Genomic DNA, 25,756 nt, shown 5'->3' on the forward strand with positions numbered 1-25,756 from the left:
AGATGAACAGCTCCCTCCCCTCCCTCCGCGATGTATTCGCGAATGATTTCCGCATCGGGGCGGCGGTCAATCCTGTGACGATCGAGATGCAAAAACAGTTGTTGATCGATCATGTCAACAGTATTACGGCAGAGAACCATATGAAGTTTGAGCATCTTCAGCCGGAAGAAGGGAAATTTACCTTTCAGGAAGCGGATCGGATTGTTGATTTTGCTTGTTCGCACCGAATGGCGGTTCGAGGGCACACACTTGTATGGCACAACCAGACTCCGGATTGGGTGTTTCAAGATGGTCAAGGCCATTTCGTCAGTCGGGATGTGTTGCTTGAGCGGATGAAATGTCACATTTCAACTGTTGTACGGCGATACAAGGGAAAAATATATTGTTGGGATGTCATCAACGAAGCGGTAGCCGACGAAGGAGACGAATTGTTGAGGCCGTCGAAGTGGCGACAAATCATCGGGGACGATTTTATGGAACAAGCATTTCTCTACGCTTATGAAGCTGACCCAGATGCACTGCTTTTTTACAATGACTATAATGAATGTTTTCCGGAAAAGAGAGAAAAAATTTTTGCACTTGTCAAATCGCTGCGTGATAAAGGCATTCCGATTCATGGCATCGGGATGCAAGCGCATTGGAGCTTGACTCGCCCGTCGCTTGATGAAATTCGTGCGGCCATTGAACGATATGCGTCCCTTGGCGTTGTTCTTCATATTACGGAACTCGATGTATCCATGTTTGAATTTCACGATCGTCGAACCGATTTGGCTGTCCCGACGAACGAAATGATCGAACAGCAAGCAGAGCGGTATGGGCAAATTTTCGCTTTGTTTAAGGAGTATCGCGATGTTATTCAAAGTGTCACATTTTGGGGAATTGCTGATGACCATACATGGCTCGATAACTTTCCAGTGCAGGGGAGAAAAAACTGGCCGCTTTTGTTCGATGAACAGCATAAACCGAAACCAGCTTTTTGGCGGGCAGTGAGTGTCTGATGATATTGCTTCACGTCGCGGCGAAGAGGGGAACAGCAAATAAGGGTTCCTCTCTTTGTGAATAATCAAAAGATTTCAGAAAATCATTGAATGTAAGTGGACTTTCCATTATAATAGGAAGCAGAACTAGTATACTAGTCATACTAGTAGTAGAAAAGCAAACGGCAAATCATGAAGCTGATTGACATTTTGACTATATGAACAGGGATGTCAATCGAGAATTCATTCTTCTGTTTGTCTGGAATCATGAGGAAGGCATTACAGCCATTTTGTAGGATGCGTCGTTTCAAACTAGTATACTAGAATGTTTGTGGAGTGGTTAGGAGTTGGATTTCGATCGGTTGAAATCGCTTTCTCAATAAGACCTTGAAAGGGGGGATTGAGACAGGGAATCGTTATGTTTTCTTTATCAAAAAGAATGTGATCGCAGCCAAGGGGGATTTTGAGACAATGGGATTGGAGGGAGAAATATGCTAAAAAAAGCGTTTGCGGCTTTAACCGCAACTGCACTGGCGGTTGGAATGCTTGCAGGATGTACGGACAGCCAATCTTCTTCGTCCAACGAGTCTGGAGATTCAAAAGAGAAAAATGGCATTGTAACTATTACAACTGTCCGCACATTAAAGGATGATACGAAATTTCGAGAGGGAGAGGATTTGAACAACAATCCTATCACACGATGGTCGGAAAAAGAATTGGGGATTAAATGGAAAACATTGTGGACAGCTCCAAACGATGAACAGTATCACAATAAAATTCGCTTAGCTTTATCTTCTGGACAGAAACTGCCTGACGTATTTAAAGTGTCAGACGGGCAGTTGATCAATGATTTAATTCGTTCTGGAAAAGTAATGCCAGTCGATGAAGCGATTGAGAAATATGCGTCACCGAGATTGAAAAAGATTTATGAGCAATTTCCGGAAGCGTTTTATCCGGCGACTGTCGATGGAAAACGCTATGGAATTCCACGGTTCTCTGGAGGCAATGGTTCTGACTCCTTGCTTTGGATTCGCAAAGACTGGCTTGATAAGTTAGGTCTTCAGCCACCTAAAACAATCGAAGATCTCGAAAAAATCATGGACGCGTTTGTCAATAAAGACCCTGACGGCAATGGGAAAAAGGATACGATTGGCTTGACGCTGGCCAGCAAAAACGGATTGGCGACTTGGTTGGCCGACGGAAGCTTTATTTTCGGTGCTTATGGCAACTATGAACCTGGTTCATGGTCAAAAGGCGAAGATGGGAAGCTTGTCTATGGATCGGTACAGCCGTCTATGAAAAAAGCGTTGGCTAAGCTGAATGAATGGTATGAAAAAGGATACTTGGACAAAGAAGTTGGCATTTTGGACGAACAGACGGCGATCAAAAGCTTTGTCGCTGGAAAATCTGGAATCATTTCTGCTCCTCCTTGGGCTGCTGGATGGCCAATCGCAGATGCGTTGAAAAATAATCCAGGAGCCATTGTGGAACCATACCCACTGCCGAGTGGTCCGGATGGCAAAATCGGCCGGCGTGGCGAGGGATTGGTTACAGGCATGTTTTTGTTCAGCAAAGACTTTAAACATATGGATAAATTCTTCCAATACTTAGATGAAGCATACGCCTATGTGTATAATGACTCGAAATATTTTAAATACGGGTTGGCGGAAGGTTATGACTATGTGATGAAGAACGGCAAGCCCGTTTATGATGACAAGGAAATTCCAGGAGGAAGATTGGATCCAGGGGCTTATTTCATTACGGAAGCCATTCCGACCGTTCCGTACATGCTGTATGATCTAGTCGAGGAGTTGTATACAACGAAGCGTCAGCCGAAAAACGCCTATGAGTATACACGAATTGTATCTTTAGGTGAGTCGTTTATGAAAGCGGCTACAATCGTCAACCAACAAAATCAATACCGCATTGAAAACGAGTTTACAGGTCCGCCCACTAAAACGATGCAAAAACGCGGAGAGTTTTTGACGAAAATGGAACGTGAAACCTTTGCCAACATCATTTACGGACGGGCGCCGCTCAGTGCATTTGATGACTTTGTGAAAAAATGGGAAGAATCTGGGGGCAAAGAAATTACAAAAGAAGTGAATGAATGGTATCAATCGGTAAAAGGAGCAAAGTAGCGGTTTCAACGATGGTGGGGTGCGGACGGGGGCGAGCAGTGAAAGAGAATTTACATCGATGTCCGCACCTGCTTTTTTGCAAGAGATGACGCCGGAAGGAGAAAACGGGTATGCAGTCGGCCGTCGATGTCAAAGGACAAACAACAGCGGTGGAAGCAAAGAGAGTTCAGAAAAGAAGAGGAACGTGGCAGTTGCATGTTATGTTGCTTCCTGCCCTCATCATTGTGTTGATTTTTCAATATGTTCCGATGCTAGGACTAGTCATGGCTTTTCAAGATTATGAGCCTTGGCTTGGCTTTTTGCGTTCTCCTTGGGTTGGTCTCGAGCATTTTAAAACGATGTTTGAATATGAAGACGCTCGTCAAGTCATATGGAATACATTGGTCATTTCAACATTAAAAATCATCTTTAACCTCGGTGTGCCTTTGGCGTTTGCGTTGCTTCTCAACGAAGTATACGTGATGAAGTTTAAGCGGACGGTTCAAACGATCGTGTATTTGCCGCACTTTTTGTCATGGGTGATTCTGGGCGGGATCTTGATTGACATGCTTTCTCCTGAAGGGGGGATTGTTAACCGTTTTTTATCAATATTCGGTGTTAAGCCTATTTTCTTCCTCGGAGATAACGATTGGTTTCGTACCGTTGTTGTCGTTACAGATGTGTGGAAAGAATGCGGATTTAACACGATTGTATTTTTAGCTGCCCTTACTTCCATTAACCCATCGTTGTATGAAGCGGCTATCGTGGATGGAGCCAACAGGTGGCAACAAACTATTTACATTACGTTGCCTTCCATGTTGCCGATCATCATTGTGGTTGGAACGTTGTCGCTCGGAAACATTTTAAATGCCGGATTTGATCAAATTTTAAACTTGTACAATCCGCTTGTTTACAAAACGGGTGATATCATCGATACGTATGTTTACCGTGTCGGCCTTTTGAACGGGGATTTTAGTTATGCGACAGCCGTTGGATTGTTTAAATCCGTCATCAGTTTTATTCTCGTGGTCACAGGGTATCGTCTCGCTTATAAGTATGCCAACTATAAAATCTTCTAAGGGAGGGGAGGTCTATGCATCATCACTACCAAAAAAGCTTGTCTTATAAACTATTCACGGTGTTTAACTATACTCTTTTAACGATCATTGCCGTTCTTTGCCTTTTGCCTCTCATCCATATTTTAGCCGTCTCATTCAGCGGCAGTGCAGCGGCGACCGCTAATCTGGTCGGACTGTGGCCCGTTGACTTTACGTTGGACGCTTATGAGAAAACGATTGGGAATGAAAATTTTTTGCGTTCCCTTTGGAATTCGTTTTTGCGTGTTGTATTGGGAACAGTCATTTCCATGGGAGTCATGTTATGCGCTGCCTATCCGCTGTCCAAAAGCGACGACGCCTTTCGCGGCCGGAAACTCTATATGTGGATTTTTGTGTTTACGATGTTGTTCCATGGCGGTCTCGTTCCGACTTATATGGTGGTGACGAAGCTCGGGTTGACAGATACGATTTGGGCGTTGATTTTACCGCCAGCTGTCAGCGCCTTTAACTTAATTTTGCTTGTGAACTTTTTCCGAACTTCGGTGCCGAAATCGCTTGAAGAGGCCGCTTTAATGGATGGCGCAAATCATTTCACGATTTTTTGGAAAATTTATTTGCCGATTTCGGTGCCTGCCATTGCGACGATTTCGCTCTTTACGATGGTTTTTCATTGGAACTCATGGTTTGATGGGTTGATTTATATGTCCGATGTGAAACATTACCCGTTATCTACGTTCTTACAAACGATTATTGTTCAACAGGATTTTACGAAAATGAGCGTCGATGCAGAAACATTGAAAAACTTATCTGAACGGACAGTGAAGGCGGCACAAATCTTCATCGCAGCTTTGCCGATGCTGATTGTTTATCCGTTTGTGCAAAAGTTTTTTGTGAAAGGGATTGTGTTGGGGGCGGAAAAAGAGTAACAGGAGGAGAATTCGACATGACGGCGGGATACGAACCTTGTTGGCTGCGGTATGAGCGGAAGGATCAATATAGTCGATTGCGGTTTGAGGAGATTGTGGCGAAAAGAACATCGCCCATTTTTCAAGCAGCCGTGGAAGAACTCCAAAAAGGGCTTCGTTCGATGATGGAGATTGAGCCGCAAGTGGTGCAGGAAGTAAATGAAACAGCTAATTCGATTTGGCTTGGGACGCTTGAAGATGAAGAGTACGAGCGGCCATTAGAGGGAACACTTGTTCATCCGGAAGGGTATGTGATTCGATCGGATGTCGACGATAGACCGTTCCGTATCTACATTATTGGGAAAACAGATGCTGGTGTGTTGTATGGTGTCTTTCATTTCCTCCGATTATTGCAAATGGGTGAGAACATCGCCCAATTGTCTATCATCGAGCAGCCAAAAAACCGGTTGCGCATGATCAATCATTGGGACAATATGGATGGCAGCATTGAGCGCGGATATGCTGGACGGTCGATTTTCTTTGCCGGTGGCCAGTTTGTGAAGCAAAACCAACGGATAAAAGATTATGCACGATTGCTGGCTTCTGTGGGCATTAACGCCATCTCCATCAACAATGTCAACGTACACAAAACCGAAACGAAACTCATCACCGATCACTTTTTGCCTGACGTGGCGGAAGTAGCGGATATCTTCCGAACCTACGGAATCAAAACATTTTTAAGTATCAACTACGCAAGCCCGATTGAGATTGGCGGGCTTCCAACAGCAGATCCGCTTGATCCCGAGGTGCGAAGGTGGTGGAAGGAAACGGCGAAACGTATTTATCAATATATTCCTGATTTTGGCGGCTTTGTAGTCAAAGCGGATTCCGAGTTTCGTCCTGGTCCCTTTACGTATGGGCGCGATCACGCGGAAGGAGCAAATATGTTGGCAGAGGCGTTGGCGCCATTTGGGGGGCTCGTCATTTGGAGATGCTTTGTCTATAACTGCCAGCAAGATTGGCGCGATCGGACGACCGATCGGGCAAAAGCCGCATATGATCACTTTAAGCCATTGGATGGACAGTTTCGCGAGAATGTCATCTTGCAAATTAAAAACGGCCCAATGGATTTTCAAGTAAGGGAGCCGGTTTCTCCGTTATTTGGCGCCATGCCGAAAACCAATCAAATGATGGAGGTTCAAATCACTCAGGAATATACGGGACAGCAAAAACATTTATGCTTCTTGATTCCACAGTGGAAAGAGGTGCTTGATTTTGATACGTATGCCAAGGGAAAAGGGTCGGAAGTAAAAAAGGTAATTGATGGATCGCTATTTGACTATCGATACAGCGGGATCGCAGGGGTATCTAATATTGGCAGTGACCCAAACTGGACTGGGCATACGTTGGCGCAAGCAAACTTGTATGGATTTGGGCGGCTCGCTTGGAATCCGGATTTGTCTGCCGAAGAAATTGCTAACGAATGGGTTGTGCAAACGTTTGGGGATGATTCACGAGTCGTCGAGACGATCAGTTGGATGCTTCTATCTTCATGGAGAATTTATGAAAACTACACCTCTCCGCTTGGCGTCGGCTGGATGGTGAACCCAGGACACCATTATGGTCCTAATGTGGATGGCTATGAATATTCGCATTGGGGGACGTACCATTATGCTGACCGCGACGGGATCGGTGTTGACCGGACGGTTGCTACGGGAACAGGATATACGGCGCAGTACTTTCCGGAAAATGCAGCGATGTATGAGTCGCTCGACACTTGTCCGGATGAGCTGCTCTTGTTTTTCCATCACGTTCCGTACACTCATCGGCTGCATTCAGGGGAAACGGTCATTCAACATATTTACAATACTCATTTTGAAGGGGTTGAGCAGGCGAAACAGCTGCGGAAACGATGGGAACAACTGAAAGGGAAAATCGACGAAAAACGGTATCATGATGTATTGGAACGATTGACGATCCAAGTGGAACATGCTAAAGAATGGCGAGATGTCATCAATACGTACTTTTACCGGAAGTCAGGAATAGACGACCAATACGGGCGGAAAATTTATCGGTGAATAGGGGAGAGGAGCATGAAGGTTGTAAACGTGCCAAGCAACGGGAGGGAGAAGTTTAAAAAGAATTGGAAATTTTGCGTTGGCACCGGGCGGCTCGGCCTTGCTTTGCAAAAGGAGTATTTGGATCACTTGAAACTCGTGCAAGAGAAAATAGGGTTTCGATACATCCGCGGTCATGGCTTGCTTTCCGATGATGTCGGAATTTATCGAGAAGTCGAAATCGATGGGGAAATGAAGCCGTTTTATAACTTTACGTACATCGACCGGATTGTTGATTCGTATTTAGCGTTGAATATCCGGCCGTTTATTGAATTTGGATTTATGCCAAAAGCGCTTGCTTCGGGAGACCAAACAGTTTTTTATTGGAAAGGCAACGTTACACCCCCGAAAGATTATAACAAGTGGCGTGATCTCATCGTAGCGGTCGTTTCCCATTTCATTGAGCGATACGGGATTGAGGAAGTGCGGACATGGCTGTTTGAAGTATGGAATGAACCTAATTTAGTGAACTTCTGGAAAGATGCCAACAAACAGGAGTATTTTAAGCTGTACGAGGTGACAGCCCGAGCGGTAAAAAGCGTTGATCCTCATTTGCAAGTTGGGGGACCGGCCATTTGCGGAGGAAGCGATGAATGGATTACGGATTTTCTCCACTTTTGCGCCGAACGGAGGGTGCCTGTTGATTTTGTCAGCCGCCATGCCTATACATCGAAGGCGCCGCATAAGAAAACGTTTGAATATTACTATCAAGAGCTTGAGCCGCCAGAAGATATGTTGGAGCAATTCAAAACGGTGCGCGCCTTGATTCGCCAGTCTCCGTTTCCGCATTTGCCATTGCATATTACCGAATATAATACATCGTACAGCCCCATCAACCCGATTCATGATACAGCGCTCAACGCAGCGTACATTGCGCGTATTTTAAGTGAGGGGGGAGATTACGTCGACTCGTTTTCGTATTGGACGTTCAGCGATGTGTTTGAAGAAATGGATGTTCCGAAGGCGTTGTTTCACGGTGGGTTCGGTCTAGTTGCGCTTCACTCGATTCCCAAACCGACATTTCATGCGTTTACATTCTTTAATGCTCTAGGCGACGAACTGTTGTATCGTGACGGAGAGATGATTGTGACAAGGCGGAAAGATGGATCGATTGCCGCAGTGCTTTGGAATTTAGTGATGGAAAAAGGAGAAGGATTTACAAAAGAAGTGCAGCTGGTGATTCCAGTTTCATTTTCCGCTGTTTTTATCAAGCGGCAAATCGTCAATGAGCAGTACGGGAACGCGTGGAGAGTTTGGAAACAGATGGGGCGTCCCCGCTTTCCAAGCCGTCAAGCGGTGGAAACGTTGCGTCAAGTGGCGCAGCCTCATGTGATGACGGAGCAGAGACGGGCAACGGACGGTGTGATTCATTTATCTATTGTCCTATCAAAAAACGAAGTGACATTAATCGAGATTGAGCAAGTTCGAGATGAGACAAGCACATATGTCGGCTTAGATGATGGTGAAATGACATCGTATTCTTCATGAAAGATTACTAAAGTGGTTTTGGAGGGACGAGATGGACGTAGTCACCATTGGCGAATCGATGGCCGTATTTACACCAACAAGCGTCGGCTTGATGAGACAGGCGACCACCTTTACTATGCGGATTGGCGGAGCGGAATCCAATGTCGCTGTCGGCCTTGCTCGATTAGGTCATCGTGTAGGATGGATCAGCAAGGTCGGAAGCGATGAGTTTGGAAAGGCGATTTTGTCTTTCCTGAAAGGTGAGGGAGTGGATGTCAGCCGGGTAAAAATGGATGGGGAAGCGCCGACCGGCATTTACTTTAAGGAACAAAGACGTCCAAACGATACGCGGGTGTATTACTATCGCAAAGGATCAGCGGCGAGCAGGCTGACGCCTGCCGACTTGGATGAGAAATATATCGCAGAGGCAAAGTATTTGCATATTACGGGAATCACTCCGGCGTTAAGCGAGAATTGTCGTGAAACGATCTTTGCCGCCATGGCGATCGCTCGTCGTCACGGGGTGAAAATCGTTTTTGATCCGAATTTGCGGTTGAAACTATGGAATGAAGCGGATCGGGCCAAGGAAGTGATGCTTCGCATGGCAGCTGAATCAGATGTGGTTCTCCCTGGAGAAGCTGAGGCATCGTTTTTATTCGGAAAACATTCGGTTGAGGAATGGGGAAGCCGGCTGCTTGACATGGGCGCCTCGCTTGTTGTCATTAAACTAGGCGCAAATGGTGCCCATTATTTTACGAATGCGCATCATGAGTATGTTCCAGGGTTTCCTGTTGAAAGGGTAATCGACCCTGTCGGTGCTGGGGATGGGTTTGCAGCTGGGCTGCTATCCGGACTGCTTGAAGGACTTCGTTTAACAGAAGCGGTGCAGCGAGCGAATGCAGTTGGCGCGCTTGTGACAATGGTCGAGGGGGATGCTGATGGCATGCCGGAACGCGATGACGTCGAGCGCTTGATAAATCAGCGACGGGAAGATGTTACGCGATAAAGGAGATGAACCTACATGAAGGTAGTCCAAATGATTCGAGAGATTGGCATCATTCCAGTCGTCCGCGGTGCGACGGTTGATACTGTTCTTCCGCTGTCATTGGCTTTGCGGCAGGGAGGCATTCCAATCATGGAAATTACGATGGAAACAGCTGGGGCTTTGGCCGCGTTGGAAAAGGCTGCAAGGGAACTGAAAGATATGTTGATCGGTGCGGGAACGGTGCTGGATGCTGAAACAGCACAGAGAGCGATTTCAGCTGGGGCGCGGTTTATCGTTTCCCCCTCCCTTTCTATTGATGTGATTCAGGCGGCAAAACAAAATCGGGTTGTCAGTATTGCAGGAGGATTGACGCCGACCGAAATTGTGAATGCTTTTCAGCACGGGGCTGATATGGTGAAAGTATTTCCTGCCCATGTGTTTGGGCCAAACTATATTCGAAGCATAAAGGAGCCGCTCCCCCACATCCCCCTCATCGCAACTGGAGGAATCAATCTGAAAACGGCTGGAGAGTATATAAAAGCGGGAGTGGATGCCATCGGTGTCGGGAACTCGTTAGTGAAGGTTGAAGGGGCATTGGAAAACGATCAGTGGAAGATTATTGCCGAACGGGCAGCTCAATGGATGTCGATTGTGCACAAGGTGAGGGGAGAGAATGTGGAATGAATCGCTAAGAAATTTGACAGGAAATATGTTCTTTCCTACATTGGAAGAAAACACATGATCATGGATGTACTTTCTCACTGCCATACTAGTATATAAGAAAAAGGGGAATCGCACGGTGATCTTTACTGCCCAACAAAGCCAACAAATTAAAAGTTCTGTCAGGGGTTCAGCGCGCGACCAGTTGTACGAGATGCTAAAGGAAAAGATTTTGCGCCTTGAGTTGGAACCAGGAACAAAAATTTCCGAAAAGGAAATCGCGGAGCAATTGCATATTAGCCGCACCCCGGTGCGGGAAGCATTTCTCAAACTGGCGCAAGAAGAATTGCTTGATATTATTCCGCAAAGCGGAACCATTGTTTCGCGCATCAACTTGGAACATGTGGAGGAAGGGCGCTTTATCCGCGAGGTTGTCGAGAAAGAAGTGGCCGTTTTAGCTTGTACGAAATTGCGTCAAGATCATCTATTTGAAATGGAGAAGAATATTGCGATGCAAGAGTTGTGTGCCGAAAAAGGAAATTTTCTTGAGTTGTTTGAGCTTGATGAAAAGTTCCATCAGCTCATTTACGATGGCTGCCGAATGTCGCGCTCGTGGAAAATGGTGCAAAGTTTAAACAGTCATTTCAATCGTTTGCGTGTACTGAGACTATCATCCGATCTTGATTGGGACATTATTATTTCCCATCACAAGCAAATTTATCGGTTAATTGCGAATAAAGAAGCAGAGAAAGTGCGTCAGGTGATGGAAGAGCATTTGCGGCTTGTCGAAATTGAAAAAGACGTACTAAAAAGGCAGTATCCTCATTATTTTGTATAAGTTGTTGGAAGTTTCGCTTTGCGGGAGGGAGACAGTGTGCAGCCGTTCATTCATGAAAATTTTTTGTTGCAAAACAAGCATGCCGAAGTGTTATACCATGACTATGCGAAATCATTGCCGATTATTGATTATCACTGCCATTTGAGCGCAAAAGAGATTGCGGAAGACCGGCGGTTTCATGATATGACGGAGCTTTGGCTCGAGGGGGATCATTACAAATGGCGGGCGATGCGGGCGATGGGAGTCGAAGAAAAGTATATTACCGGAAACGCCTCTCCAGAGGAAAAGTTTCAAGCATGGGCGAAAACGGTGCCGTATTGCATCGGGAATCCACTCTATCATTGGACACATTTAGAGCTAAAACGCTATTTTCAAGTGGATGCTCTTCTGAATGAGCGGACGTGGCGCGAAATTTGGGATCATTGCAACGCTTTATTGAGACAGGAAGGATTCTCAGCCCGCTCTTTCATGGTCAAATCTAATGTGGAGTGGATTGGGACAACGGACGATCCGCTCGATGATTTAGCTGATCATCAGGCAATTGCCCAAGATCCATCATTTCCAGTAAAGATTGTTCCGTCTTTTCGTCCTGATGCAGTCATTGAAATCAACCGCCCTTCGTTTTTAGACTATGTGGGAAAGCTAGGGGAAGCAGCTGGCCTGCCGATTCATGATTACAGTCAGCTGCTGCAAGCCATTGAAAGCCGAGTGCGTTATTTTCACGAGAAAGGATGCCGGATGGCTGATCACGGCTTAGAATCGATGCCGTATTCAGAATGCGGTTGGAAGGAAGCAAACGATATTTTTCAAAAACGAAAAAATGGATTTGTCCTCAGCCGTGAGGAGGAGGAAAAATATAAAACTTTCACTTTATGCTTCTTAGCCCGATTGTACCACTCACTTGGTTGGGTGATGCAGCTGCACATCGGTTCGATTCGAAATACAAATGAAAAGATGTTCCGGCTTCTTGGTCCGAATACAGGATATGATTCGATTCATGACTTTTTCCTTGCCCAGCCGTTAAATGCCTTTCTTAATGAGCTAGAGCGTCGCGATCAACTGCCAAAAACGATTGTGTACACATTAAACCCTGCTTATAACTATATTGTCGCCTCAACGGTCGGCAATTTTCAATCAGAAGGAGTAAAAGGGAAAGTTCAATTTGGCGCAGCTTGGTGGTTCAATGATCATCAAGATGGCATCATCAGACACTTGACGGATCTTGCCAATGTCGGTGTGTTCAGCACGTTTGTCGGAATGTTGACCGATTCAAGGAGTTTTGTGTCTTATGTACGCCACGAGTATTTTCGCAGAATTGTATGCAATTTGATCGGTTCATGGATTGAAAAAGGAGAGGTGCCGCAAGACTATGATTTTTTAGGGAAAATCGTTCAAGATGTATGTTACTTCAACGCGAAACAATACTTTCAAGTCGGCGTGAGTGGGGGATGAGATCAGAATGAAAATGACGTTTCGCTGGTTCGGAAAGGAACATGATACTGTTTCATTAGATCATATTCGGCAAATTCCAGGAGTTGAAGGAATCGTTGGAGCTCTATATCATATTCCAGTCGGTGAAGTATGGCCGCTTGATGATATATTGGAACTCAAACGGCAGGTAAATGAAAAAGGATTTCATCTTGAAGTCATTGAGAGCGTCAACGTCCACGAAGATATTAAACTCGGTTTGCCCTCCCGAGATCGATATATTGAAAACTATAAACAGACGATTCGCAACTTGGCGAAAGCAGGAGTGAAAGTGATTTGTTACAACTTTATGCCGATTTTTGACTGGACCCGTTCTGATTTAGCCAAAAGGCGGCCTGACGGATCGACGGTGCTCGCCTATGAGAAACAAAAGATTGAACAAATCGATCCGGAGGAAATGATCCGCCGCATTGAAAGCGGAGCGAACGGGTTTTTGCTTCCGGGATGGGAACCGGAACGCTTGAAAACAATCAAGCCTCTTTTTTCGCTATATAAAGGGGTAACCGAAGATGATCTATTTGATCATTTGCGTTACTTTTTGGAACAAATCGTTCCAGTAGCGGAAGAGTGTGGCGTTCGGATGGCTCTCCATCCTGATGATCCGCCCTGGTCGGTGTTCGGATTGCCGCGGATTGCGACCAATAAGGAGAATTTGGATCGAATCGTTCATATGGTCAACAGCCCTGCGAACGGGTTGACATTATGCTCCGGGTCGCTTGGAGCCAATCCGGCCAACGATGTTCCGGACATTTTCCGCCATTTTTTGCGAATGGGACGAGTGCCATTTGCTCATGTACGGAATGTCGAAATTCACGCGAACGGCGATTTTGAGGAAACGTCTCATCGCAGTTGCGACGGTTCGTTGAATATATGCGAGATCATGAAAGCGTTGCATGAAGCTAATTTTCAAGGGTACATTCGACCAGATCACGGCCGAATGATTTGGGGGGAACAAGCTCGTCCTGGTTACGGGTTGTACGATCGGGCGCTTGGCATTATGTACTTGCTTGGCATTTGGGATAGTTTGGAGAATGAAAAAAAGAAGCAGGAAGGTGAGAAGACATGCTCCCGATCCATCCAAGTTTAAAAGGCAAGGTAGCGGTTGTAACGGGCGGGGGTGGGGTATTATGCAGCTGCATGGCGAAAGAACTGGCCCGCCAAGGAATGAAAGTGGCGATTTTAAACCGAACGCTCGAGAAAGCTGAAAGAATCAAGAATGAAATTGAAGAGCGAGGAGGTGAGGCGCTGGCCATTTCGTGCGATGTTCTGGATGTCGAACGCGTTAAACAGGCGGCAGAAATGGTAGCGGACGTTTACGGGCCGTGCGATGTCCTGATTAATGGGGCAGGCGGAAACCATCCGCAAGGCATTACGACAAAGGAAATACTCGAGTTGCAGGATCTAGAGAATCAAGACATTACAACGTTTTTCGACTTGACGACAGAAGGGTTTTCCTATGTTTTTGATTTAAATATTCTTGGGACGATCATCCCGACGCAGCATTTTCTTAAACAGATGATAGGAAGAGGGGGAACCATCATCAATATTTCCTCGATGAGCGCTCCGCGGCCGATGACGAAAGTGCCGGCGTACAGTGCGGCTAAAGCGGGAATTGAAAACTTCACGAAATGGCTGGCTGTGCATGTCGCTGAGATCGGGGTTCGCGTCAATGCGATTGCCCCGGGATTCTTTTTGACGAAACAAAATGAACATCTTTTGAAACATCCTGACGGATCGTATACAGAGCGGACGAAAAAAATTTTGATGCATACACCGATGCGGCGGCTCGGCAAGCCGGAAGACTTGCTGGGGACTTTGCTTTGGCTTGTGGATGATCAAATGAGTGGATTTGTCACTGGAACGACTGTTCCTGTTGACGGCGGCTTTTTGGCTTATGCCGGAGTTTGAAGGGAGGGTAAACAAAGCCTCCCCTCTTTTTTTAACTTATGATATACTGGTAAAAAACAAGAAAAGGTGGATGAATTATGCGCACCGGCTTGCTGGATGGAAAGTTGTATCGGGCTTGTGAATGGATTACAAGACTTGCATATATCAATCTATTATGGTTTGTCTTTACCGTCCTTGGACTTGTCATTCTCGGCATTGCGCCGGCGACGGTGGCGCTGTTTACGATCGTAAGGAAGTGGCTTCTCTTTCACGATCACGATGTTCCAGTGCTGAAAACATTCGTTCGTACGTATAAAGGTGAATTTTGGCGGGCGAACCGGATTGGGCTTTTGTTGATGGCGGCAGCGTATATTTTCTATATCGATCTTTTATACCTCGCCCACGTGCCAATAGAATGGAGATTTCCGTTTTCTGTTGCTTTGCTGGTCATTTTCATTTTTTATACAGTGACGCTTTTATATGTATTTCCGATCTATGTGCATTACGAATTGCGCTTTTGGCAATATATCAAATATGCCTTTCTCATTGGAATGGCCAATCCACTCATGACGCTCGTGATGCTGATGAGTGTTGGGGTCTTGTTCGTCTTATTGATGTATATTCCGGGGCTGATCCCGTTTTTCAGCATCAGTTCGCTCGCCTTGGTGGTGATGAGCGGCGCATTGCGTGTATTTCGCAAAACAGAGGAAAGGCTGGAGGTCAGGAAACAAGGGGGGTGATATGAACACTTTCCCTTAAGAGTAAATATAGAAAAAGGTCCATTATGGCTTAAAAGAAGCTGAAGCGGACTAAGGAGTTGTCAACACAAGCGATCAAAAAGGGCTGGCTTAAAAGGATGTCTGTCCTCTCGATGAAACACCGGATATAGAAGTGAATTCGTTCAATACGGTATATATAGAAAGAGGATGCCTCGTTGCTGTTGAGACATCCTCTTCCTTGCTGGAGACACCGATGTGCTTTTGGCTGTCTATTTGTGGTCGATAATAGCCCAATATGCGGGTTTGACTTTGTAATCCGGTCCAAAAACGAACGGCGCATCTTTTCCTTTCCCTTTTTCCACTTTTGCGTACGGAGCGTTCGGGTCAACCACAACATTCCCGTTGGCGTCATAGTACACATCCGCACGGCTGTCGAGCCACGTATGATTGTCGGCGATGCCCCAGAAGGTGACGTTGCTAATTTTATCGCTCAAATAATATGGTTGGAAGCTCGGTGATGTAACGGCAGCGAATATTTGTCTCAACAGTGAAAACGGACAGCACTCTTTTTACTGGATGATGATGTACGAATGGCATACTTGAAAGTTAAAAAAATTCTGTATATAATTAGTTTGAATACAAAACATACTTAGTTGCAATGTTTTTAGCCGTTATTTTCGAGAAGGAGAAACAGAGTAGCCGAACGACGATATCTTTAGAGAGGCAGAACAAAGTGGTCTTAAAATCGTTGCTTACCGCTTATTCTTTATGAACAAACATGGGACGAGAATTTCATAACAGCTGACGTAACAGGCGAGAGGAGCAGAATTATGGCAACTACTGTTCAAGATGTGATAGAGCGATTAACGGCATCGGTTGGGAAAATTCCCAATACCGTGGATACTCTTCAGTATGGCGACCCTAACATGGAAGTGAAGGGGATTGCAACGAGCTTCATGCCTACATATCGTGTGATCCAACAAGCCGTCTCAATGGAGGCCAATCTGCTCATTACTCATGAAGGATTATTTTATAGCCATACTGACAACACCGACATGATGCAAAAGGATCCGGTACATCAGGAAAAGATTCGTTTGATCTGCGAGTCGGGCATTGCGATTTACCGATTTCATGATTATTGGCATCGGCATCAACCGGATGGCATCATGGTCGGTTTCATTCGCGCTTTGGGGTGGGAGTCATATGTTTCTAAATATTTGCCGGCCGCTGCGATTGTAGCGATTCCCTGCATGACGGCAAAGGAAGTGGCTGAATATGCGAAGGAAAAATTGAGCATTCCATTTGTACGTATCGCTGGAGATTTATCTGCGCCATGCACCCGCATTGGAATATTGGTGGGGTATCGAGGCGGCGGGGCATTGTCGATTCCATTGTTTGAACAGGAACATCTCGATGCGATTATGTATGGAGAGGGGCCTGAATGGGAGACGCCGGAATATATTCGGGATGCCGTGTACCAAGGAAGACAAAAGGCGTTGATTGTACTGGGACATGCGGAAAGCGAAGAGCCAGGCATGAAGTATTTGGCCGAATGGCTAGGGGAGCAGTTTCCGGATATCCCCGTCCATTTTCTTCGAGAGCGACCGATTTTTCAGGTGATTTGAATAGGACTTCAAATTTGAATAGGACTTCAAGGGAGGAAAAGAGGAGAATGAAAATCGGCTCTGGCGAAAAATTGCTCTTTATTGGTGATTCGATCACTGATTGCGGCCGCGCTCGGCCAGAGGGAGAAGGATCATTCGGAGCGTTGGGCACGGGATATGTCGCTTATGTGGATGGTCTCTTGCAAGCGGTTTACCCCGAACTAGGCATTCGCGTCGTCAATAAAGGTGTCAGCGGCAATACGGTGCGGGATTTGAAAGCAAGATGGAAAGAAGATGTCATCGACCAAAAGCCAGACTGGGTATCGATCATGATCGGTATTAACGATGTTTGGCGGCAATATGATTTGCCGTTCATGAAAGAAAAACATGTATACTTGGATGAATATGAAGCGACGCTCCGCAGCCTTGTGCTCGAGACGAAGCCGCTTGTGAAAGGAATCATTTTGATGACACCGTTTTATATCGAAGGAAATGAACAGGATCCGATGCGCCGAACAATGGATCAATATGGCCGTGTTGTCAAGCAAATTGCGGAAGAAACAAACAGTTTATTCGTCGATACCCAAGCAGCTTTCAATGAAGTATTAAAGACGCTTTACCCGGCTGCGCTCGCTTGGGATCGGGTTCACCCGTCCGTTGCGGGACATATGATTTTGGCAAGGGCGTTTTTGAGGGAGATTGGGTTTGAGTGGGTTAGGTCTAGATAATAAATTAATCATACATACATCCTTAGAAAGGGGGACGAGTACAATTGTCCAAAATCAAAAATCCTATTTTAACCGGCTTCCATCCCGATCCATCCATTTGCCGGGCGGGAGATGACTATTACATTGCCGTTTCGACGTTCGAATGGTTCCCGGGGGTGAGAATTTATCATTCGAAAGATTTAAAGAATTGGCGTTTGGTGGCGCGGCCATTGAATCGGTTAAGCCAATTGAATATGATCGGAAACCCGGATTCCGGGGGCGTTTGGGCGCCGCATTTGTCGTACAGCGACGGGAAGTTTTGGCTCATTTATACGGATGTGAAAGTTGTCGAAGGCCAGTGGAAGGATGGGCACAACTATCTTGTGACGTGCGACACGATCGATGGTGAGTGGTCGGATCCGATTTATTTAAATAGCTCTGGGTTTGACCCGTCTCTCTTTCACGATGAGGACGGAAGAAAATACTTGGTGAATATGTATTGGGATCACCGCGTCGGCATCATCCGTTTTACGGGATTGTGCTTCAAGAATACAGTGTGGAACAGAAAAAATTGGTTGGTGAGCCGAAAATTATTTTCAAAGGAACGGACTTAAGAATTACAGAAGGGCCGCATTTGTATAAAATCAATGGTTATTATTATTTATTGACGGCGGAAGGGGGAACGCGGTACAACCATGCGGCGACGATTGCCCGGTCGCGCTCTCTCTATGGTCCGTATGAGGTGCATCCCGACAATCCGCTGATTACGTCTTGGCTTTACCCGCGCAATCCGCTGCAAAAGGCCGGCCATGCGTCGATTGTCCATACTCATACGGACGAATGGTTTCTTGTTCATTTAACTGGTCGGCCGTTGCCAAGAGAAGGGCAGCCGCTGCTGGAACACCGCGGCTATTGCCCGCTCGGACGTGAAACAGCGATTCAGCGGCTTGAATGGAAAGATGGATGGCCCTATGTGGTCGGAGGAAACGGGCCTTCGTTAGAAATCGACGGGCCGAACGTTGAGGAAGTTCCGTGGGAAAAAGATTACGATGAAAAAGATGATTTTGATGGTGATACATTAAACCACCATTTTCAAACATTACGAATTCCTTTAGGGGAAGACATCGCTACCTTAAAGGCTCGTCCGGGACATTTGCGGCTGTACGGAAGAGAGTCGCTTACTTCCCGGTTTACACAGGCGTTTGTCGCCAGACGATGGCAGCATTTTTACTTCATTGCCGAGACGAAAGTGTCCTTTCGCCCCACAACCTTTCAGCAATCGGCTGGTCTAGTAAACTATTACAATACGCAAAACTGGACGACGCTTCAAATCACATGGCATGAGGAAAAAGGACGGATTCTTGAATTGATGACATGCGATCATCTCGTGGTTGATCAACCGTTGCGGGGACGGGAGATTGTCGTTCCTGATGACATCGAGTATGTGTATTTACGGGTAACCGTGCAAGCGACAACGTACAAATACTCTTATTCTTTCGATGGAATGAATTGGATTGATCTTCCTGTCACGTTTGAATCATATAAACTGTCGGATGACTATATCAAAAGCCGGGCTGCGTTTACCGGAGCGTTTGTGGGCATGCATTGTCGGGACGGTTCGGGGCAAAACAACTATGCGGATTTTGACTATTTTTTGTACAAAGAATTATAGAATACTTTGTTTATATGATAGACAAACAAATATGAAAGCGTTATAATAAAACTGAAACAAATCATTCTCGCTTATTTAAGGAGGACTTGGACATGGCGTATTTCCCGAATATCGGCACCATTCCATATGAAGGACCAGAGTCGCGCAATCCGTTGGCGTTTAAGTTTTATAATCCGGAAGAAAAAGTCGGCGACAAAACAATGGAGGAGCATTTGCGTTTTTCGGTCGCGTATTGGCATACGTTCACGGGGGATGGATCGGATCCGTTCGGCGTCGGCAATATGATTCGCCCGTGGGACAAATACAGCGGCATGGATTTGGCCAAGGCGCGCGTGGAGGCGGCGTTTGAACTGTTTGAAAAGCTGAACGTTCCGTTTTTCTGCTTCCATGACGTCGACATCGCGCCGGAAGGGGAAACGCTCAGCGAGACGTACAAAAACTTGGATGAAATCGTAGATATGATTGAAGAGTACATGAAAACAAGCAAAACGAAACTGCTGTGGAATACGGCGAACTTGTTCAGCCATCCACGCTTCGTTCACGGGGCGGCAACGTCATGCAATGCCGATGTGTTCGCCTATGCGGCGGCGAAAGTGAAAAAAGGGTTGGAGATCGCCAAACGGCTCGGAGCGGAAAACTACGTGTTTTGGGGCGGCCGGGAAGGTTATGAGACGCTGCTGAACACGGACATGAAGCTGGAGCTTGACAATTTGGCTCGCTTCTTGCACATGGCGGTCGACTATGCGAAAGAAATCGGCTTTGACGGCCAGTTTTTGATCGAGCCGAAGCCGAAAGAGCCGACGAAGCACCAATACGATTTTGATGTCGCGACGGCGTTGGCGTTCTTGCAAACGTACGGGCTCAAGGATTACTTCAAATTCAACATCGAAGCGAACCATGCGACGTTGGCTGGCCATACGTTTGAACATGAGCTGCGCGTCGCCCGCATCCACGGCATGCTCGGTTCGGTCGATGCGAACCAAGGTGATACGCTGCTTGGCTGGGATACGGACGAATTCCCGACCGACTTGTATGCGACGACCTTGGCGATGTACGAAATTTTGCAAAACGGCGGCCTTGGGCGCGGCGGCTTGAACTTTGACGCGAAAGTGCGGAGAGGTTCGTTTGAACCGGAAGACTTGTTCTACGCCCATATCGCCGGGATGGACAGCTTTGCGATTGGTTTGAAAGTCGCTCATCGCTTGCTGGAAGACCGCGTGTTTGAACAGTTCATCGAAGAGCGGTACAAAAGCTATACGGAAGGCATTGGCCGCGAGATCGTCGAAGGAACGGCGGACTTCCACAAGCTGGAGCAATACGCGTTGCAGCTTGGCGACATTCGCAATACGTCCGGACGTCTTGAGCGCTTGAAAACGTTGCTGAATCAATATTTGCTCGAAGTCAGCGCGCCGAGTGGATCTCGTTCGTGAAAGAGGGATGAGCGTGGAATATGTCATTGGCGTCGATTTAGGAACAAGTGCGGTGAAAGTGTTGCTTGTCGACCGCAATGGGCAAGTCAGAGGGGAATGGACCGAGTCCTATCCTCTCTACCAGCCGCATTCCGGCTATAGCGAGCAGCGCCCCGACGATTGGGTGGAAAAAACGATCGTCGCACTGCGCCGCGTCTGGGAGACGGCGGGCGTTTCCCCCGAGTCGATCGCGGGGATTAGTTTTTCCGGACAGATGCATGGGCTGGTGTTGCTTGACGGCGACGGGAATGTCGTGCGCAACGCGATTTTGTGGAATGATACGCGAACGACGGAAGAGTGTCGGGAAATTGAAGAAAAGGTCGGCCGCGACCAGCTGCTTTCCATTGCCAAAAATGAGGCGCTGGAAGGGTTTACGCTGCCGAAACTGCTGTGGGTGAAAAACCATGAACCCCACCTTTACGAGCAGGCGCGGGTGTTTTTGTTGCCGAAAGATTATGTCCGCTTCCGCTTGACCGGGCACATGGCGATGGATGTATCGGATGCGGCGGGGACGCTGCTGTTGGATATCAAAACGAAAACGTGGAGCGAGGCGATCGCCCGTGCGGTCGGCGTCGATCTCACGCTTTGCCCGCCGCTTGTCGAGGCGACGGCGTTCGTCGGGACGCTGCGCCCGGAGGTGGCCGAGCAGACGGGGCTGCCGGTATCGGTGAAAGTGTTTGCCGGCGGGGCGGACAACGCCTGCGGCGCGGTTGGCGCGGGCATTTTGGCAGAAGGCCGCATGATGTCAAGCATCGGCACGTCCGGCGTTGTGCTTGCCTATGAACAAAGTGGGGAAAAAGACTTCGCTGGACGAGTGCATTACTTCAACCATGCCGAGCCAAATGCTTACTATATCATGGGCGTGACGCTGGCGGCGGGCTACAGCTTTGACTGGTGGAAGCGGACGTTTGCGGAAGACGTGCCGTTTGCCGAGATCGTCCAGCGCGCTGCCGAGTCGCCGATCGGTGCGAACGGGTTGTTGTTTACGCCGTATTTGGTCGGCGAGCGGACGCCTTATGCGGACGCCGATATTCGCGGGTCGTTTATCGGCATCGACTCGCGGCAGACGAAATGGGATTTCGCCCGCGCGGTCATGGAAGGGATTACGTTCTCGCTCAACGAGTCGGTGGAGATCATCAAAGCGAGCGGCAAAACGATCGACTCGGTCGTCTCGATCGGCGGCGGGGCGAAAAGCGCCGAGTGGCTGCAAATCCAAGCTGATATTTTCGGCCTGCCGGTTGAGAAGCTGAAAAACGAACAGGGGCCGGGGCTCGGCGCCGCGATGATCGCGGCCTGCGGCGTCGGCTGGTTCGATTCGCTCAAGCAATGCGCGGATGCGTTCAAACAAGTCGAATCCGTCGTCGAACCGCGGCCGGATGCGGTCGCCAAGTACAAAGAGCTGTTTTCCATTTATCGAGAGATGTATCCGCACACAAAAGAGCTGGCCAAACGGTTAAAAGCGTTTCGGCCGTGACGACAAACTCCCTAAACCAGTGGATGGTTTGGGGAGTTTTTTGTTTGATCAGGCCACGGGGCAGGATAACACGCCATGCTTGTTGAAAGAAGAACTGAAAAGGGGGAAGCGAAACATGGACATTCGAAAAGAATTTGAACATCTTCAATATTTCTTTGACTCGTATTACAATCAGACGTTTTATAATGCTGATTGGAAGAACAGCTGTTGCAATTTCTAGCGGATGAGCCGAAATGGGTGGTTCGTGCCTTGAAGTTGGAAGTAGAGAAACTCGAACGCATCCATCATCGCAGCGATACGGAGACATGGGCAAAAATCGAAGAACTTGTCCATGAAAACAGCATGCGCTATTTTTCGTTTGAGGACGGCAAAATGTTTATCGAAGTGGCCAGCCGTTTGTTAAAAGATGTTGAATAAAGCGACCAATGCACAAACAAGCAGCCCGTTTGTTGGACGCCGGGGAACAGCGATTGGACATGGTTCGTGTCCGTCTATTGATCGAACCGCGGATAACATCTGTTTTTTGATAATAGTATTTGAGGTGTGAAACGGACTATGCTGGCCGGGTAGCTGCTGGCATCGTCAGACGCAAAGATTCGTTTGCCAAGGGGCAGGAAATCCCTGCACAAAGCGCGAAAAAAAATAGGAGAGGGGCAAAACGGTTTTAGCTGAAAGAAGGGAGATACACATGTTCTCTACACTTCCCATCCCGATCATTCAAGCGCCGATGGCAGGCGGGGTGTCGACGCCTGAACTGGCCGCGGCGGTGTCGAACGCCGGAGGGCTTGGGTTTTTGGCCGGCGGGTACAAGACAGCGGAGGCCATGAGGAAGGAAATTCACGAGCTGCGGACGTTGACGGATCGGCCGTTTGGGGTAAATGTGTTTGTGCCGGGGGACAAAACAGTGGATGAGGAGGCGGTCGAACGGTACCGTGTAGCACTGGCGGCGGAGGCGGAGCGGTTTGGGGCGTCAGTCGGCGAGCCGAAATGGGAGGACGACGACTGGGCGGCGAAGCTTGATGTGCTTCTTCAGGAGCGAGTGCCGGTTGTGAGCTTTACATTTGGTTGCCCGGACAAAGAAGTGATCGCTGCCTTGCAAAAGGCGGGATCGTTTGTGATCGTGACGGTCACGGCGGTGGAGGAAGCTGAAATGGCAGCCGAAGCTGGGGCGAATGCGCTTTGTGTGCAAGGGGAGGAAGCGGGCGGGCATCGGGCGTCGTTTGGCAACGATCCGGAACAGGATGAGGCGCTTGAGTTGTTTCCGCTGCTGGCCCGAGTGCGGGCGGCGGTCCGGGTTCCGCTCGCGGCGGCGGGCGGGATCATGGATGGGCGCGGCATTGCGGCGGCTCTTAAAGCCGGGGCGAGCGCGGTGCAGCTCGGGACGGCGTTTTTGCGCTGCCCGGAAAGCGGGGCGCACCCGCTTCATAAACAGGCGCTTGCCGATCCGCGGTTTGTGGAGACGGCCGTGACGAGGGCGTTTACCGGCCGGCCGGCGCGCGGGCTTGTGAACCGGTTTATGGCGGAGTATCGCGCCTTGGCGCCGGCGGCGTATCCGCATGTGCACCATATGACGAAGCCGCTGCGCGCCGCATCCGCCAAGGCGGGCGATCCGGAAGGAATGTCGCTTTGGGCCGGGACGGGATATCGGTTGGCGCGGGAGCTTCCGGCGGCGGAGCTTGTCGAAGAGCTGAAGCGGGAGCTCGAGGAAGCTTGGCGAGCATAGGAGTTTGGTTATGCGGATGGAAAGAAAACGCGTTCATTCTTCCGAAAAAATGTTGAATAAGGGGGAGAGAAAACCATGACCGCATCCCGCATCGTCTTTCCACCGCTCAGCTATGTCGGCTGGGGGGCGCTTACGCAGTTAGTTCCGGAAGTGAAAAGGCTTGGGGGCACACACGTGTTGGTGATCACCGATCCAGCGCTTGAAAAAATTGGCCTCGTCGAGCAAGTGACGTCCCCGCTCCGGCAAGCAGGATGCAGCGTGCATGTGTATACGGATGTTGTGCCGGAGCCGCCGCTTGAAACGGGGGAAAAGGCGGTGGCGTTTGCCCGCGGCGGAGAGTTTGATCTCGTCATCGGGGTCGGCGGCGGCAGCGCGATGGATTTGGCGAAGCTGGCCGCTGTGTTGGCCGTGCATGAAGGTTCGGTCGCCGAGTATTTAAACTTGACGGGAACGAGAACGCTTGAGAAAAAAGGATTGCCGAAAATATTGATTCCGACGACATCAGGCACCGGGTCGGAGGTGACGAACATCTCCGTCTTGTCGTTGGAAACGACGAAAGATGTCGTGACGCATGACTACTTGCTGGCCGATGTGGCGATCGTCGACCCGCAGCTTACGGTTTCCGTCCCGCCGCGGGTGACGGCGGCGACTGGGATCGATGCGCTCACCCATGCGGTCGAGGCGTACGTGTCGGTCAACGCGAGCCTGACGTCGGACGGCTTGGCGCTTCAGGCGATGCGTCTCATTTCCCGCTCATTGCGCAAGGCGGTGGAACATGGAGCGGACAAACAGGCGCGCATCGATATGGCGAACGGCAGCTACCTGGCTGGCTTGGCGTTTTTCAACGCCGGGGTGGCGGGCGTGCATGCGCTCGCGTATCCGCTTGGCGGGCAGTTTCATATCGCCCATGGCGAATCGAACGCCGTGCTCTTGCCGTATGTGATGGGCTACATCCGCCAAAGCTGCACGAAACGAATGGCGGACATGTTAAACGCCCTTGGCGGCAACTCAAGCTTTTTATCAGAGGAGGAGGCGTCGCGCCGCTGCGTCGAGGAGCTCGAGCGCCTCGTCGCCGATGTCGGCATTCCGAAGACGCTCGGCGGTTTTGGCATTCCGGAAAGCGCATTAGAAAGTCTGACGAAGGACGCCGTCCAGCAAAAACGGCTGCTCGCCCGCAGTCCGATGCCGCTTTTGGAAGCCGACATCCGCGCGATTTACCAAGCGGCGTTTGCCGGGGCGATCGTGGAACCGAACAACCAGTGAGAACACAAAAACAGGGGCTGCTTCAGGCTCCTGTTTTTTCTTTGGCTGTTGGAAATAGGGTCTCGCTCCTCAGGTTGGATCCCCTTCCGCTCAAGGGGTGACGTTTTTCACGTTTTCTTGATGGTGAAGCAGGAATTTCCACATCGTGGAGCGAACTCATATACATAAGTCCCCTAAATTCGACAAAAGACGATTCCAGTTCTTGTGAAGGGAGAGCGTTTATGTTTACGACTGTCATTACGCCGCGTGTGTCGGAGACGGACGGCGTCGGCCATATTAACAATACGACCGTGCCCGTTTGGTTTGAAGCGGGGCGGCATGAAATTTTCAAGCTGTTTACGCCTGATTTGTCATTCAAACGTTGGCGGATGGTGATCATCCGTATGGAAGTCGATTATGTCAACCAAATGTATTATGGGCAAGATGTGACCGTGTATACCGGCATTGAACGCATCGGCAACACAAGCCTCACGATTTATGAAGAAATCCACCAAAACGGGGTGGTGTGCGCCAAAGGGCGGGCGGTGTATGTCAATTTCAATTTTGACACCCGGCGGCCCGAGCCGATTCCGGATGACATTCGGGCGAAATTGCGCGAACATGTATGGCAGCCAGGCGAGTAG

At 48.5% G+C, this 25,756-nt stretch carries 22 protein-coding genes and 1 pseudogene; 22 read left to right on the forward strand and 1 reads right to left on the reverse strand.

Annotated elements, in window-relative coordinates:
- The first annotated feature begins 2 nt into the window (after positions 1-2).
- The 13 genes from I656_RS04915 (at position 3) to I656_RS04855 (ending at position 15,242) form a co-directional block, all read left to right on the forward strand.
- A complete protein-coding gene (locus I656_RS04915; protein ID WP_033006091.1) occupies positions 3-998 on the forward strand; it encodes an endo-1,4-beta-xylanase in 996 nt (331 codons plus the stop codon).
- 470 nt (positions 999-1,468) lie between these two features.
- Positions 1,469-3,118 carry an extracellular solute-binding protein gene (locus tag I656_RS04910; RefSeq protein ID WP_020755809.1) on the forward strand — a complete coding sequence of 550 codons (1,650 nt, stop codon included), beginning with the start codon at positions 1,469-1,471 and terminating at the stop codon, positions 3,116-3,118.
- A gap of 110 nt (positions 3,119-3,228) precedes the next feature.
- Complete coding sequence (locus tag I656_RS04905) at positions 3,229-4,176, forward strand: sugar ABC transporter permease (protein WP_013145187.1); 948 nt, start codon at positions 3,229-3,231, stop codon at positions 4,174-4,176.
- A 14-nt stretch (positions 4,177-4,190) separates the two neighbouring features.
- The gene (locus tag I656_RS04900; RefSeq protein WP_015374977.1) at positions 4,191-5,081 is read left to right on the forward strand and encodes a carbohydrate ABC transporter permease; all 891 of its coding nucleotides are present in this window, start codon (positions 4,191-4,193) and stop codon (positions 5,079-5,081) included.
- Between the two features lie 17 nt (positions 5,082-5,098).
- Entirely contained in the window at positions 5,099-7,138 is a 2,040-nt protein-coding gene (locus I656_RS04895; protein WP_020755810.1) for an alpha-glucuronidase family glycosyl hydrolase, read from the forward strand.
- Between the two features lie 15 nt (positions 7,139-7,153).
- Complete coding sequence (locus I656_RS04890) at positions 7,154-8,665, forward strand: GH39 family glycosyl hydrolase (protein WP_020755811.1); 1,512 nt, start codon at positions 7,154-7,156, stop codon at positions 8,663-8,665.
- 31 nt (positions 8,666-8,696) lie between these two features.
- Positions 8,697-9,650: a sugar kinase gene (locus I656_RS04885; protein ID WP_020755812.1), complete on the forward strand. Its 954-nt coding sequence runs from the start codon at positions 8,697-8,699 to the stop codon at positions 9,648-9,650.
- A 15-nt stretch (positions 9,651-9,665) separates the two neighbouring features.
- Positions 9,666-10,313, forward strand: a complete 648-nt coding sequence (locus I656_RS04880) for a bifunctional 4-hydroxy-2-oxoglutarate aldolase/2-dehydro-3-deoxy-phosphogluconate aldolase (RefSeq protein ID WP_020755813.1) — start codon at positions 9,666-9,668, stop codon at positions 10,311-10,313.
- Positions 10,314-10,428: 115 nt separating this feature from the next.
- Positions 10,429-11,127, forward strand: coding sequence for a GntR family transcriptional regulator (locus I656_RS04875; protein WP_013145193.1), 699 nt, complete (start codon positions 10,429-10,431; stop codon positions 11,125-11,127).
- A 36-nt stretch (positions 11,128-11,163) separates the two neighbouring features.
- Positions 11,164-12,579, forward strand: a complete 1,416-nt coding sequence (gene uxaC / locus I656_RS04870) for a glucuronate isomerase (RefSeq protein WP_020755815.1) — start codon at positions 11,164-11,166, stop codon at positions 12,577-12,579.
- A gap of 7 nt (positions 12,580-12,586) precedes the next feature.
- On the forward strand, positions 12,587-13,702 hold the full coding sequence (uxuA, locus tag I656_RS04865) for a mannonate dehydratase (RefSeq protein WP_033006094.1): 1,116 nt from the start codon (positions 12,587-12,589) through the stop codon (positions 13,700-13,702).
- Positions 13,678-14,523 (forward strand): SDR family oxidoreductase, encoded by an 846-nt coding sequence (locus I656_RS04860; RefSeq protein WP_015374970.1) that lies wholly within the window; start codon positions 13,678-13,680, stop codon positions 14,521-14,523. The genes uxuA and I656_RS04860 overlap by 25 nt, the downstream gene beginning before the upstream one ends.
- 77 nt (positions 14,524-14,600) lie before the next feature.
- Positions 14,601-15,242, forward strand: coding sequence for a YesL family protein (locus I656_RS04855; RefSeq protein WP_020755817.1), 642 nt, complete (start codon positions 14,601-14,603; stop codon positions 15,240-15,242).
- Between the two features lie 248 nt (positions 15,243-15,490).
- Here I656_RS04855 and I656_RS04850 read toward each other — a convergent pair whose 3' ends face one another.
- Positions 15,491-15,769, reverse strand: coding sequence for an endo-1,4-beta-xylanase (locus tag I656_RS04850; RefSeq protein WP_369770206.1), 279 nt, complete (start codon positions 15,767-15,769; stop codon positions 15,491-15,493).
- Between the two features lie 282 nt (positions 15,770-16,051).
- Here I656_RS04850 and I656_RS04845 point away from each other — a divergent pair, with 282 nt between their 5' ends.
- The 9 genes and pseudogenes from I656_RS04845 (at position 16,052) to I656_RS04810 (ending at position 25,756) form a co-directional block, all read left to right on the forward strand.
- Positions 16,052-16,846 (forward strand): Nif3-like dinuclear metal center hexameric protein, encoded by a 795-nt coding sequence (locus I656_RS04845; protein ID WP_020755819.1) that lies wholly within the window; start codon positions 16,052-16,054, stop codon positions 16,844-16,846.
- Between the two features lie 47 nt (positions 16,847-16,893).
- On the forward strand, positions 16,894-17,553 hold the full coding sequence (locus tag I656_RS04840) for an SGNH/GDSL hydrolase family protein (protein WP_033006097.1): 660 nt from the start codon (positions 16,894-16,896) through the stop codon (positions 17,551-17,553).
- A 44-nt stretch (positions 17,554-17,597) separates the two neighbouring features.
- Positions 17,598-19,204 (forward strand): annotated as a pseudogene (locus I656_RS19775) (glycoside hydrolase family 43 protein).
- Between the two features lie 92 nt (positions 19,205-19,296).
- Positions 19,297-20,634 carry a xylose isomerase gene (xylA, locus tag I656_RS04835; protein WP_015374960.1) on the forward strand — a complete coding sequence of 446 codons (1,338 nt, stop codon included), beginning with the start codon at positions 19,297-19,299 and terminating at the stop codon, positions 20,632-20,634.
- A 13-nt stretch (positions 20,635-20,647) separates the two neighbouring features.
- Positions 20,648-22,147, forward strand: coding sequence for a xylulokinase (gene xylB, locus I656_RS04830; protein ID WP_015374959.1), 1,500 nt, complete (start codon positions 20,648-20,650; stop codon positions 22,145-22,147).
- Positions 22,148-22,354: 207 nt separating this feature from the next.
- Positions 22,355-22,564: a hypothetical protein gene (locus I656_RS04825; protein WP_015374958.1), complete on the forward strand. Its 210-nt coding sequence runs from the start codon at positions 22,355-22,357 to the stop codon at positions 22,562-22,564.
- Positions 22,565-22,835: 271 nt separating this feature from the next.
- Positions 22,836-23,870 (forward strand): nitronate monooxygenase, encoded by a 1,035-nt coding sequence (locus I656_RS04820; protein ID WP_020755827.1) that lies wholly within the window; start codon positions 22,836-22,838, stop codon positions 23,868-23,870.
- A gap of 75 nt (positions 23,871-23,945) precedes the next feature.
- On the forward strand, positions 23,946-25,133 hold the full coding sequence (locus I656_RS04815) for an iron-containing alcohol dehydrogenase (protein ID WP_020755828.1): 1,188 nt from the start codon (positions 23,946-23,948) through the stop codon (positions 25,131-25,133).
- 221 nt (positions 25,134-25,354) lie between these two features.
- The gene (locus I656_RS04810; protein WP_015374955.1) at positions 25,355-25,756 is read left to right on the forward strand and encodes a thioesterase family protein; all 402 of its coding nucleotides are present in this window, start codon (positions 25,355-25,357) and stop codon (positions 25,754-25,756) included.

It is taken from the genome of Geobacillus sp. WSUCF1 (genome assembly GCF_000422025.1).
In the GTDB taxonomy this organism is placed as follows: Bacteria; Bacillota; Bacilli; order Bacillales; family Anoxybacillaceae; genus Geobacillus; species Geobacillus zalihae.